This is a genomic window from Sinorhizobium sp. NFACC03, assembly GCF_900103435.1.
GTDB lineage: Bacteria > Pseudomonadota > Alphaproteobacteria > Rhizobiales > Rhizobiaceae > Ensifer.
Window position 1 is genome coordinate 21,819 of the sequence record NZ_FMXF01000003.1, and the last position, 12,952, is coordinate 34,770.

General features: G+C 62.3%; 10 protein-coding genes. 4 read left to right on the forward strand and 6 right to left on the reverse strand.

Annotated elements, in window-relative coordinates; all coding sequences use genetic code 11:
* Positions 1-209 precede the first annotated feature (209 nt).
* Positions 210-1,178 carry a TerC family protein gene (locus BLU35_RS07050; protein ID WP_502688139.1) on the forward strand — a complete coding sequence of 323 codons (969 nt, stop codon included), beginning with the start codon at positions 210-212 and terminating at the stop codon, positions 1,176-1,178.
* Positions 1,179-1,244: 66 nt separating this feature from the next.
* Here the strand turns inward: BLU35_RS07050 and BLU35_RS07055 are convergent, their stop codons facing one another.
* From BLU35_RS07055 to BLU35_RS07070, 4 genes are all read right to left on the reverse strand, one after another.
* Positions 1,245-2,129 carry an aldose 1-epimerase gene (locus BLU35_RS07055; RefSeq protein ID WP_093232509.1) on the reverse strand — a complete coding sequence of 295 codons (885 nt, stop codon included), beginning with the start codon at positions 2,127-2,129 and terminating at the stop codon, positions 1,245-1,247.
* Positions 2,130-2,132: 3 nt separating this feature from the next.
* Positions 2,133-3,083 carry an L-arabinose ABC transporter permease AraH gene (gene araH, locus BLU35_RS07060; RefSeq protein ID WP_093232510.1) on the reverse strand — a complete coding sequence of 317 codons (951 nt, stop codon included), beginning with the start codon at positions 3,081-3,083 and terminating at the stop codon, positions 2,133-2,135.
* The gene (araG, locus tag BLU35_RS07065) at positions 3,080-4,594 is read right to left on the reverse strand and encodes an L-arabinose ABC transporter ATP-binding protein AraG (protein ID WP_093232511.1); all 1,515 of its coding nucleotides are present in this window, start codon (positions 4,592-4,594) and stop codon (positions 3,080-3,082) included. The genes araH and araG overlap by 4 nt, the downstream gene beginning before the upstream one ends.
* A gap of 65 nt (positions 4,595-4,659) precedes the next feature.
* Positions 4,660-5,643 carry an arabinose ABC transporter substrate-binding protein gene (locus tag BLU35_RS07070; RefSeq protein ID WP_058330106.1) on the reverse strand — a complete coding sequence of 328 codons (984 nt, stop codon included), beginning with the start codon at positions 5,641-5,643 and terminating at the stop codon, positions 4,660-4,662.
* Between the two features lie 184 nt (positions 5,644-5,827).
* Here BLU35_RS07070 and BLU35_RS07075 point away from each other — a divergent pair, with 184 nt between their 5' ends.
* Genes BLU35_RS07075 through BLU35_RS07085 form a run of 3 tightly spaced genes read left to right on the forward strand, consistent with a single transcriptional unit; the run spans position 5,828 to position 8,586 of the window.
* Positions 5,828-6,595 carry a FadR/GntR family transcriptional regulator gene (locus BLU35_RS07075; protein ID WP_058330105.1) on the forward strand — a complete coding sequence of 256 codons (768 nt, stop codon included), beginning with the start codon at positions 5,828-5,830 and terminating at the stop codon, positions 6,593-6,595.
* A 54-nt stretch (positions 6,596-6,649) separates the two neighbouring features.
* The gene (dgoD, locus tag BLU35_RS07080; RefSeq protein WP_057255211.1) at positions 6,650-7,798 is read left to right on the forward strand and encodes a galactonate dehydratase; all 1,149 of its coding nucleotides are present in this window, start codon (positions 6,650-6,652) and stop codon (positions 7,796-7,798) included.
* An 11-nt stretch (positions 7,799-7,809) separates the two neighbouring features.
* Positions 7,810-8,586, forward strand: a complete 777-nt coding sequence (locus tag BLU35_RS07085) for an SDR family oxidoreductase (protein WP_093232512.1) — start codon at positions 7,810-7,812, stop codon at positions 8,584-8,586.
* 130 nt (positions 8,587-8,716) lie between these two features.
* On the opposite strand, the gene BLU35_RS07090 is transcribed toward BLU35_RS07085, so the two are convergent.
* Positions 8,717-10,786, reverse strand: a complete 2,070-nt coding sequence (locus tag BLU35_RS07090) for an ATP-dependent helicase (protein ID WP_093232697.1) — start codon at positions 10,784-10,786, stop codon at positions 8,717-8,719.
* A gap of 622 nt (positions 10,787-11,408) precedes the next feature.
* A complete protein-coding gene (locus tag BLU35_RS07095) occupies positions 11,409-12,848 on the reverse strand; it encodes an NAD-dependent succinate-semialdehyde dehydrogenase (RefSeq protein ID WP_058330102.1) in 1,440 nt (479 codons plus the stop codon).
* Positions 12,849-12,952: the final 104 nt, after the last annotated feature.

Genomic DNA, 12,952 nt, shown 5'->3' on the forward strand with positions numbered 1-12,952 from the left:
GTCGTTAGCCGGGCAGTGGGGCCCACAGGACGTCCAGAAATTCTTGAAAAATTTGCAGTCCCGCGCTTGAACCGCGAAAATCGAGATCCCATTTCTGCGCCAACCCGCTGGTCCGGGCCCCTCTGGCGAGAGCTTCGGCACTCTTGCGATGTCGGACCTTATTCCGACAACATGTGCCGAATGGGGACCCGTCTGTGGACTTTTCCTTCATGTCAGAAGTGTGGCTGGGAACGCCGCTCTGGATGTGGGCGAGCTTCTTCGCCCTCGTCATCGCCATCCTGTCGTTCGACCTTGGTATTCTCCATAAGGAAAACAAGGAGATCGGCGTTGCCGAAAGCGTCAAGCTTTCCGCCTTCTACATCGCGCTCGGCCTGACCTTTGGTGGCTTCGTGTGGTGGTACCTCGGTTCCGAGTCCGGCCTCGCCTATATGACGGGCTTCGTGGTCGAAAAGACGCTGGCGCTTGATAACGTCTTCGTCATCGCGCTCATCTTCTCCTTCTTCGCCGTGCCCCGCATCTATCAGCACCGGGTCCTCTTCTGGGGTATCCTCGGCGTCATCGTGCTGCGCGCTATCATGATCGGCGTCGGCGCGACCTTGGTCGCTGAGTTCGCCTGGATTCTCTATATCTTCGCGGTGTTCCTCATCATCACCGGTATCAAGATGCTGGTCATGAAGGAGGCCGAGCCCGACGTCTCGAACAATATGCTGGTTCGCTTCATGCGCAGCCGCTTCAACGTCACCGAAGAACATCATGGTGAGCGCTTCTTCGTGAAGCTCGTAAACCCGAAGACCGGCAAGATGACCTGGTTTATCACGCCCCTCTTCATGGCGCTGGTCATGGTCGAAGTGGCCGACGTGATCTTCGCAGTCGACTCGGTTCCCGCGATCTTCGCGATCACCACCGACCCCTTCATCGTCTATACGTCGAACATCTTCGCTATCCTCGGCCTGCGCGCCCTTTATTTTGCCCTTGCCGCGATGATCCATCGCTTCCGCTACCTGAAGCCTGCGCTCGCCGTCGTCCTGATCTTCATCGGCTCGAAGATCTTCGTCGCCGATCTCCTGGGGCTTGAGAAATTCCCGGCGGCTCTCTCGCTCGGCGTCACCTTCGCGATCATTGCCGCTGGCGTGGTCTGGAGCCTCGTGAAGACGCGCGAAGAACAACAGCCCGCATAGCACCGCGCCGCTAGGGGCGCCGTCTTCGTCTATTGGGAAGAACGACAGCCGCTCCAGGGCGGTCGGTCACAGCCCGAGTAGATGGAACCGCAGGGCGACTGTGCCTTCTAGAGTTTCGCCGGGCGCCAGTCTGACGAGGCCGCCGTTTTCGGGCTGGCGGTGCGCGTTCGGTCGATGGCTCATCGGTTCGAAGCAGAAGAAGTCGGCGCCGGTGGAAGGAGAATAGAGGACGAAGAAACGAAAGCTCCCGTCGGCGTCGAGCGAAAGCGCAAGGCCGGTTTCCGGCCACTCGATGCGCATCTTTCCATCCCAGCCGTCGAAGGCATTGTTCAGCCAGCCGGGCGGCAGTGGGGCGCCGGATGTGAAGTCCAAATCTTGCGGAACCGGCTTCACTGCGCCCGGCAGGTGGTTCTCCCGCTCCGTCCAGTATAGCTCGGCGCGGGCAAAAAGGCCGGTTCCCGGTGTGCGCGGAAAATAGGGATGAAGGCCCAATCCATAGGGGAGCGCCTGCGCGGCCCGGTTGGTGACAGTGAGCGAAAGGGTCAGGTTCGCACCGTCGATCGCTATCGTCTGCACCGCCTCATAGGCGAAGGGCGTGGCAGCGTTTGCCTCTTGCCGATAATGCAGCGCAACCGAATGACGGTCCGGGTGAAGGATCGACCAGCGCCCAAGCCAACCGTCGCCGTGCAGGACGAGCGGATCGGCCGTGTTGGCCGCCAGCGTGTAATCGCGACCTTCGAAGTGGAAGCTATTGTCCTCGATGCGGTTGCCGAAGGCCACCAGCGGAAAACATGCCTCGGCGCCGAGCACCTGGGAGGCGAGACCTGGCGCCGGCGTCGGCGCGAGCACCGGGATGCCGCGCCAGCGGGCAGAGAGGATGGCGCCGCCGAGCGGGCTCACCTCGACGGTGAGCCCTTCGTCATTCTCGAGGACGAGGGTGTCCTTCGCCATTTGCTAGCTGCGGCGGCCGGCAGCAGCCGAGCGGAGATTGTCGAGCAGCACGGCGAGCAGAAGGATCAGACCGCGGACCACATATTGGTAGAAGGCCTGAATGTTGAGCAGGTTCATGACGTTTTCGGCGATGCCCATGATCAGCACGCCGACGATCACACCGGTCATCGCCGCACGGCCGCCCGCAAGCGAGACGCCGCCGAGTACGCAGGCCGAGATGACCGAGAGTTCGAGACCCGTTGCCGCATTCGGCTGGCCGGAGGTGATGCGCGAGGCGAGCAGCACGCCGGCGACGGCGCAGACGAGGCCCTGCAGCGCGAAGATCCAGATGCGCATGTTGGAGACGTTGACGCCGGCAAGCCGTGAGGCTTCCGGATTGCCGCCGATCGCCAGCGTGTTCTTGCCGAAGACAGTGCGGTTCAAGACGAAGAAGAAGACGAAGAAGAAGAAGCCCATCACCCAGATCGGCGTCGGGATGCCGAGGAACTTGGATAGCGCCAGCTGATAGAAGCTCGGATCGTTGATGCCGACGGCGCGGCCGTCGGACGCAATCAGCGCGAAGCCGCGCACGATCTGCATGGTGGCGAGCGTGGTGATCAGCGCGTTGATGCGGAAATGGGCGATCACCACGCCGTTGACGAGACCGACGAAACCGCCGCACAGGAGCGCGGCAACGAGGCCGATAAGGATCGAGCCCGAAGCGTTCGACGCCATGACCGCGGCCATGCCGGAAAAGGCGACAGTGGAGCCGACCGAGAGGTCGAAGTCACGCGAGGCAAGGCAGAACATCATCGTGCAGGCGACGATGCCGATGGTGACGACCGATTGCAGCAGGCCCAGCATGTTGCGCTCGGTCAGGAAGTTCGGAACCGTCAGTGCCACGATGGCGAAGGCGACGGCGAAGATGACGACGAGACCCTGTTCGCCGAGAAGAAGTTTTTTCAAGGAAGTCATGACGGCTGAACCTGCTTGGTTGGAACATCGGGAAGGGCGGCGGCGAGGATGCGGCGCTCGTCGAAATCAGCGCGCGCAATGTCGGCGGCGATCCGGCCCTGGCACATGACGAGGATGCGGTCGGTGATGCCCATCACCTCGGGCAGCTCGCTGGAGATGACGACGATTGCCATGCCCTGAGCCGCGAGTTCGTAGAGGATCTCGTAGATTTCCGATTTCGCCCCGACGTCGATGCCGCGCGTCGGCTCGTCGATCACGAGCACTTTCACGCCCTGTTCGGACAGCCAGCGGCCGAGGATGACCTTCTGCTGGTTGCCACCGGAGAGATTGATGATGTCCTGCTTGCGCGATGGCGTGCGCACCCGAAGCTTGGCGATGAAACGATCCGCAAGCTCCGCTTCCTTTTTCAGGTCGAGGATGCCGAAGGGCGAGAAATGCCGGCGCGACGAGATCGCCATGTTCTCCTCGATGCTGCGCCCCTGGACGATGCCGTCGAACTTGCGGTCCTCCGGACACAGCACCATGCCGGCGCGGATCGATTGCGGCGGGCTGTCGGCCGGCACGATTGCGCCGTCGATGGTGACCGTTCCCTGGTAGCGCGTGTCCGCACCGTAGACGAGCCTTGCCATCTCGCTGCGACCGGCGCCGATCAGGCCGAAGAAGCCGAGGATCTCGCCGCGCCTGACGGAAAAGCTTAAGGGCGCCTTCAGTTTCGGCCCGGAGATGTTGTCGACGCGAAGCCGTTCGGCGCCGAGATCACGGGCCCGCCAGCCCCAGATGTTGGATATCTCGCGCCCGACCATTTCGGCGATGATCTGGTCGCGTGTCACCCTGGAAATATCGGGATGATGGGCGGCAAGTTTGCCGTCACGCAGCACCGTCAGGCTGTCGCAAAGCCTGAAAATCTCGTCGAGGCGGTGGGATACATAGAGGATTACGGTGCCGTTCGAACGCAGACGCTCGATGAGCGAAAACAGGATTTCGCTTTCGCGCGACGAAAGCGACGATGTCGGCTCGTCGAGCGCGATGACGCGCGCATCGAGCATGACCGCCTTGGCGATCTCGACCATCTGACGTTCGCCGATCGAAAGCGAGGCGATCTTGGCCGACGGATCGACGTCGATGCCGATTTCGGAGAGTTTCTCGCTGACAACGCGGATCAGCTGGCGGCGATCGATCACCCCACCCTTGCCGGGGAAGTGGCCGAGCCAGAGGTTTTCTGCAACCGTCAGCTCAGGAACGAGCTGCAATTCCTGATGGATGACGATCACGCCGGCACGAAAGGCGTCGCGCACGGAACGATAGCTCTGCGCCGCGCCGTCGATGCGGATCTCTCCCTGGTCGGCCGCCTGGTCGCCGGACAGCAGTCGGATGAGCGTCGACTTGCCAGCGCCGTTCTCGCCCATGAGCCCATGGACGGCACCCTTGCGCACGGAAAACGAAACGTCCGACAGCGCCTGGACGCCGGGATAGCCCTTGGAGATCGACTGGAATTGAAGAAAGTCTTGCATGTGCGGCTCCGATACGGAACGCCCGGCGGGATCAGCCGCCGGGCCGATGGTGTCGCAAGCAGCGATTACTCGATGCCGAGGTCCTTGCGCACGGCTTCGTAATTGTCGCGCAGTGCAAGCTGGCCGGCGGTCAGGGTCAGCTTTTCCGGCTCCTTGCCGTTGGCGATCCACTCAAACATGTTGAGCGCGGTCTCGTAGCCGTGACGCTTCGGCGAAATGATGACCGTGCCGAAGAAGCCGGTGGCCGAGGGCTTCTTGAACTCGTTGATCGCCGAGTCCGCGCCGCCGATGCCGACGCCGATCATGCTGTCGGCGGCAATGCCGACCGTCTCGGTTGCGCGCACGGCGCCAAGTACGGCTTCGTCGTTGAGGCCGATCGCGACCCACTTTTTGATGCCGGCGTTCTTGTTCAGAACGATCGTCGAGGCGTTGAGCGCAGCCTCCGTATCGGTCTTGGCCTGCGGCGCGTCGAAGATGTTGGCTTCCGGGAAGCCGTTGGCCTTGAGGACGGAAAGCGCGCCCTCGACACGATCGACCGCCGTCGGGAGCTGGTCGTAGGAGACTCGGATGGCGCCGACATCCTTCATGTCCCAGCCACGCTTCTTGACCTCGTCGACAATCGCCTGGCCGACGGCCTCGCCGATTTTCGTTGCCGAGATGCCCATATGCGGAACGTCCTCGATCGGGCTGCCATCGGCATTGACCAGCCGGTCGTCGACGGTCATCAGCTTGAGCTCGTTGGCGGCAGCCTTGGCGACGATGCCAGGGCCGAGCTTGACATCAGGCGTGCAGACGATGAAGCCCTGTGCGCCCTGGGCGCCGAGGTTGTCGATTGCCGACTGAACCTTCTCGCCGTCTTCAGCGCCGATCTTCACCAGCGTGAAGCCCTTTTCCTTGGCGGCGACGTCGGCGAACTTCCACTCGTCCTGGAACCACGGCTCTTCCGGCTGCTTGACGATGAAACCGATCTTGACGTCGGCAGCGAACGCTGAGGTTGCCGTGAGCACGGCGACGGTACCAGCCAGAATGGCTGCCTTGATAAAGCGCATGATCTCTCTCCCTGGTGAACTGCCTCCTGCAGTGGGCATTTGTGTATGATGAATCATCATATTCGTCAATTGCCATTGTATGATGAATGAGCTAGTGGTGTATAACGATAGCAGCGTGCTTCTGTGCGTTGTCGCGTTAGGGCGTCTGCGCTAAGCAGCGGTTGGGAGACGCGAGCGGGAGGAGATGGCGGTGGCAGAGCAGCAACATGGAAGCGGCATGGAGGAGCGCGGCCAGCGCCGCCCACGCGTCCAGAAGAACGTGACACGCGCGATCGCTTCGGACATCTGCGCCGACGTCTTTCCTGTCGGCTCCTACCTGCCACGTGAGAACGACCTTTGCGAACGCTATGGCGTCAGCCGAACCGTCATTCGCGAAACGCTGAAGGTGCTTGAATCGAAGGGAATGGTGCGTGGTCGCTCGCGGGTCGGAACCGTCGTCTGCAACAAGGACGAATGGAACATCCTCGATTCGCAGGTTCTTGAATGGATCGGCGAGCGCATCTTCGAATTCGATCTCTTGAATTGCATTCTGGAGGCCCGCCGGGCGATCGAGCCGGCGGCGGCGGAGTTTGCCGCCGAGCGCGCTACCGTCCAGGAGATCGCCGATCTCGAGCGCGCCTGGCAGGCGATGCGCGACGGCGAACGCGATCTCGCCGGCTTCACCGATGCCGACGTCGCCTTTCATACCTGCCTGCTCAAGGCGAGCCACAACCAGGTTTTTCTGCAGCTCGTCGGCATCATCCAGGCGGCGCTGAAGTTCTCGCTGCACGCCTCCAACGAAGTCGCCGAGCGCCGTGACGAGGCGATCGACATCCATGGCGAACTGGTCGAGGCGCTGCGCCTGCGCGACAAGGTGCGGGCGCGCGACTGTTCCATGCGCATGCTCGACCTTGCGGCGCGGGACCTCAAGATTGCTGTCGAACGTCACCGGCCCGCCCTCTCGACGCGCTGAAATCTTCCCTCAGGCGGCCGTCGCCGTCTTGTTTCACCCAGCGGATATCGCACCATGAAAATCACCAAGCTCACAACCTATATCGTTCCGCCGCGCTGGCTGTTTCTGAAGATCGAAACCGACGAGGGGATCGTCGGCTGGGGCGAGCCGGTCGTCGAAGGGCGAGCCCTGACGGTGGAAGCCGCCGTCAACGAGCTCTCGGACTACCTGATCGGCAAGGATCCGCTGCTCATCGAAGACCATTGGCAGGTCATGTATCGCGGCGGCTTCTACCGCGGCGGCGCGGTTCACATGTCGGCACTTGCCGGGATCGACCAGGCGCTCTGGGACATCAAGGGCAAGGCCTATGGCCAGCCGATTCATGCGCTGCTCGGCGGACAGGTGCGTGACCGCATCAAGGTCTATTCCTGGATCGGCGGCGACCGTCCGTCCGACGTCGCCAACAATGCGCGCGATGTCGTTGCCCGCGGCTTCAAGGCGATAAAGCTCAATGGTTGCGAGGAGATGCAGATCGTCGACACCTGGGAGAAGGTGGAGAAGGCGGTCGAGACCATCGCGACGATCCGCGAGGCGATCGGTCCGCATATCGGCATCGGCGTTGACTTCCACGGCCGCGTGCACCGGCCGATGGCCAAGGTGCTGGCGAAGGAACTGCAGCCCTTCAACCTGATGTTCATCGAGGAGCCGGTGCTTTCGGAAAACCGAGAGGCGCTGAAGGAAATCGCCAACCATTGCTCGACGCCGATCGCGCTTGGTGAGCGGCTCTATTCACGCTGGGACTTCAAGTCGGTGCTTTCAGACGGCTATGTCGACATCCTGCAGCCCGACCTTTCGCATGCCGGCGGCATCACCGAGTGCCGCAAGATCGCGTCGATGGCGGAAGCCTACGACGTGGCACTGGCGCCGCATTGCCCGCTCGGACCGATCGCGCTCGCCGCCTGCCTCCAGGTCGACGCCGTCAGCTACAACGCCTTCATCCAGGAGCAGAGCCTGGGCATCCATTACAATACGGGCAATGACATCCTCGACTACATCTCCAACAAGGAGGTTTTCCATTACGCAGACGGCTTCGTGTCGATCCCGCAAGGACCGGGCCTCGGCATCGAGGTGGACGAGCAATATGTCATCGAACGAGCGAAGGAAGGCCATCGCTGGCGCAATCCGATCTGGCGCCACGCCGACGGCAGCGTCGCCGAGTGGTGAGGAGCGCGGAGATGGCGGGTCGTCTCGAAGGAAAGCGCGTCGTCATCACTGGGGCGGCTCAAGGCATCGGCCTTGCTATTGCCGAGACCTTCCTTGCGGAAGGCGCGAGCCTCTACCTCATCGATCGTGATGGGGATCTGCTGGCGAGAGAGGCTGAGCGGCTCCGTGCGACGGGCGGAAAGATCGGTTACACCACGGCCGACATCACGGATTCGGATGCCGTCGAACAGGCGGTTGCCACGGCGAACCGCGAGATCGGCCAGCCGAATGCGCTGGTCAACAATGCCGGCGTCAACGTGTTCTTCGAGCCGCTGAAACTCTCGGATGCCGACTGGCAGCGCTGCTTCGACATCAACCTCAAGGGCGCGTGGAACTGCAGCAAGGCCGTGCTGCCGGGCATGATCGCTGCGGGTGGCGGCGTCATCCTCAACATCGCCTCGACCCACGCCTTCACCATCATCCCGCACACCTTCCCCTATCCCGTCGCCAAACATGCGCTTCTCGGCATGACCAAGGCGCTGGGGCTGGAATATGCGAGGCAGGGCGTGCGTGTGAATGCGCTGGCGCCAGGCTACGTGCGCACGCAGAAGGCCGAGGAATACTGGAACTCATTTCCCGACCCGGCCGCGGCGGAAGCCGAAACGATGAAGCTTCATCCCGGCGGTCGCATCGCGACGCCGGAGGAAATCGCCAAGGCCGCCCTCTTCATGATTTCAGACGAGTGCCCCTTCATGAACGCCACCTGCCTGACGGTCGATGGCGGGGTGAGCGTGCTGCATCATCCCTAAACCGTCGGCTGATGTCCGCGCCTGAATGGCGGTCTCTGCTATAGCAGACGGGTAGAGCATCCTTTTCATCGGAACGGCGCTGGGCAGCAGGCGGTTCGGAGGCCGAAGCATCACGGCCGCGACCCCACCCTCACTTCCACATGGAACGCATGCGGGCGCCGACGTCGATGCGGATCTGCTTGGCGCTGCGTTCGCCGGCAGCCGCCGAAATCTTCGGCCAGTTCGTTGTCTCGAAGAACTGCAGCAGCGTCGCCGGAATGAAGCGGGTCCGCGATGCGTAAACATGCCGGTCGCCCTGGCTGTTCTGGCCGTAGGTGAAGAACCTTTGCGGCGTCACCAGTGCCAGGTGGTCGCGTGCCCGCGTCATCCCGACATAAAGCAGCCGCCGCTCCTCTTCGAGCTCGGCAGTCGTGCCGACACCAAGATCGGACGGGATGCAGCCGTCGACGACATTGAGCATGAAGACCGAGCGCCATTCCTGTCCCTTGGCCGAATGAATGGTCGAAAGGATCAGGTAGTCCTCGTCGAGCAGGGGCACGCCCGCCTGGTCGCTGGTGGCATCCGGCGGATCAAGCGTTAGTTCGGTCAGGAAACGCTCGCGGTTCTGGTAGCCGCCGGCGATCTGCTCGAGTTGCACGAGATCGGCCTTGCGCGTCTCGGCGTCTTCGTGGATGCGGTCAAGGTGGGGTTCGTACCAGGCACGCGCCGTCGCGATTTCCCCCGGCCATCCCGTGTCGGCTTTCCGTAGAGCGGAAACGAGATCGACGAAGCTCGCCCAATCCTCCCCGGTCTTGGGTGGCGCTGGGATTTCCGCGAGCGCTGCAAGCGGCTCCGGATCGGCGGCGATCGCGTCGAGGATCTTGCCTGCCGTCTGCGGGCCGATCCCGGGCAGCATCTGCAACAGCCGGAAGCCGGCGACGCGGTCACGCGGGTTCTGCGCGAAACGCAAGGTCGCCAGCAGATCCTTGACATGGGCACTGTCGAGGAATTTGAGGCCGCCGAATTTCACGAAGGGAATGTTGCGACGGGTGAGCTCGACTTCGAGCGTGCCGCTATGGTTTGCGGAACGAAACAGCACCGCCTGCTGCTTCAGCGCTATGCCGACCTCGCGGTTGGCGAGAACCTGCTCCACGATATAGGCGGCCTGGTCCGTCTCGTCCTTGACGGTGACAAGCTGCGGGCGCTGCTCCGACTGCCTGTCCGTCCAGAGGTTTTTGGTGAACCGTTCCCGCGCAAGCCCGATGACGCCGTTGGCGGCAGCGAGGATCGGCTGGGTCGAGCGATAGTTTTGATCGAGCGTGATGACGTCGGCGGGTTCCGGCGAAAACGCATTCGGGAAATCGAGGATGTTGCGGACCGTCGCGGCCCGGAAGGAATAGATCGACTGGGCGTCATCTCCGACGACCGTCAGGCCATGGCCCTCGGGCTTGAGCGACAGCAGGATCGAGGCCTGAAGGCGGTTCGTGTCCTGATATTCGTCGACCAGGATATGATCGAAACGGCTGCTGATATCCTGCGCCAGTTCCGCGTCGGAAGCCATCTGCGCCCAGTAAAGCAGCAGATCATCGTAGTCGAGGACGTTCTGCGCCTGCTTGGCCTCGACGTAGCCTGCAAACAGTTCCTTGAGTTGCTCTTCCCAGTTCGCAGCCCAAGGATACGCCGTCTTCAACACGTCGATGATCGAGCTTTCCGAATTCACGACGCGCGAATAGATCGCCAGGCAGGTCCCCTTGGTCGGAAAGCGGCTTTCCATCTTCGAAAAACCGAGCTCGTGGCGAACGAGGTTCATCAGGTCGGCGCTGTCTTCGCGATCATGGATCGTGAAATCCTGGCCGAGGCCGATCTGTTCGGCATAAATCCTGAGGATACGCGCGCCGATGCCATGGAAAGTGCCCGCCCAGGAGAGCGCGTCTGTCATGACCGCAGCATTGTCGCCGATGACCTGGCGACAGATCCGCTCGACCCGACGCTTCATTTCCGAAGCCGCCCGTCGTGAAAAGGTCATAAGCAGGATGCGACGCGGATCGGCGCCGTTGACGATCAAATGTCCCACCCGGTGAGCGAGCGTATTCGTCTTGCCCGAACCGGCACCCGCAATAATCAGCAGAGGGCCGCCAACCTGGCCTTGCGGCAGTCCCACACCATGCACCACCGCCTCGCGCTGGCGGTCATTCAGTTTTTCGAGATAGGCGGCGCTCATACGTATCCAGGCGTTGTCAGCAAGATTGCCAAATTCTTCGTTCCGTTTCATCTCCTTGAAAGAATTCACGGATTCCGCTTCACGGCGTCAAACTCTTCGCCCGAAGCAGATGACTCGGAACAAAAATGGAACGTATCAGCTTCGATTGCTGCTGGAAACCCGGCAAGCCGGGCTTTCACCAGGCTGCGATACCGCAGAGTGTTCGACAGATTGTGAGCAGAGCCGTGGACGGTGGGAATTTCGATCTCAAGAAGGAGATGCGGGATTTGGTCACCGTGTTTCGGAAACCTTCGACCTGGCTTTCGGTGCGCCGAACAAGCCAACCCGTTGGTGTTTAGATTGCCCGGGCCACGACCTGCGCAGCGACCGACACCAACAAGGTTGCCAGAGCGAGGGCCGTACCAAATCGTGCGATCTTCAAGCGGCGCCCGCGTGCGCCATTCCAATCATAACCCATCGTGCTCTCCCATAGGCATCATGCCATGCGTCCGATGGTGAGCAAACTTCGTAACAGGGGAGTAAATTTAAGACTGCTACTTCTGCGGGCGGCTCTCGTGCCCTTGATGGGTGACACGCAGCATCTCCCGCGCGCCGGGCGCGCGCGGGAGATGATCGAGCGCGGTTACACGCTCTTGCGCGTGACGAAGCGGGTTTCCAGATAGGCTTCGATCGCCTCGGAGCCGCCTTCCGTTCCGTAGCCGGAATCCTTGATACCGCCGAAGGGCACCTCCGGCAGCGCCAGGCCGAGATGGTTGATCGAGATCATTCCGCTCTCGACTTCGCTTGCGAGGCGATAGGCGCTTCGCTCGGAGCCGGTGAAGGCGTAAGCCGCAAGCCCGAACGGCAGGCGGTTGGCCTCGTTGATCGCTTCGTCGAGCTCGTTGAAGCGGTTGATGATGGAGACGGGACCGAAGGGTTCGTCATTCATGATACGGGCGCTGACCGGAACGTCGGCAAGCACCGTCGGCTCGAAGAAATAGCCTCGGTTGCCGATGCGATGCCCGCCGGTTGCCAGCCGGCCGCCATGCTCCACGGCGTCGGCGACCAGGCTTTCGATCGCCGGGATGCGCCGCTCATTGGCCAGCGGCCCCATGTCTATGCCGGTCTCAAGGCCGTTGCCGACCTTGACCTTCCGCGATGCGGCGACGAAACCTTCAAGGAACTGATCTGCCACCCGCTCCTGCACCAGGAAGCGGGTCGGCGACACGCAGACCTGGCCGGCGTTGCGATACTTGCTGCCGGACATGATCGCGACGGCCTGCTCGATGTCGGCATCGTCTGTGACGATGACCGGGGCGTGGCCGCCGAGTTCCATCGTCGCGCGCTTCATATGCTGGCCGGCGAGTGCTGCCAGCATCTTGCCGACCGGGGTCGAGCCGGTGAAGGACATCTTGCGGATGACCGGATGCGAGATCAGATACTCCGAGATGACCGCCGGCACGCCATAGACGAGGTTGACGACGCCTGCGGGAATGCCAGCATCGACGAAGCACCGGATCAGTTCGGCCGGCGATGCTGGTGTTTCCTCCGGCGCCTTCACGATGATCGAGCATCCCGTGGTCAGCGCGGCAGACAGCTTGCGTACGACCTGGTTGATCGGGAAATTCCACGGCGTGAAAGCGGCGACCGGGCCGACGGGCAGCTTGACGGTCATCTGGGTGACGTCTGGCGTGCGCGGCGGAATGATCTGGCCATAGGCGCGCTTTCCTTCCTCGGCAAACCACTCGATGATTTCGGCGGCGCTGAGGATTTCGCCCTTGGACTGGGCCAGCGGCTTGCCCTGTTCCCGCGTCATCAGCCAGGCGATGTCGACGGCACGCTCGCGCAGCAGCGCCGCTGCCGTTCGCATGACCTTTGCCCGGTCGAAAGCCGAGGTCGCCCGCCAGACCTGGAAGCCTTTTTGGGCGGCGTTCAGCGCTTCATCCAGATCCGCCACTTCTGCCCGGGCCACCTGGCCAATCGTTTCCTCTGTGGCTGGGTCGATGACGGGAATGGTCTTGCCCGCTCGAGCCGGCCGCCAGGCGCCGTCGATATGAAGGAGGATATCGGGATACTGGGTCATGGGGGAACCTTTGAAGATTGACGTCTATCGCTTCGAGTGCAGGACGCGCCGGTGGGGAAGTGCGAAGGAGCGCGATGCCGATCAGTTGGGCGCTTCCGCCGGCA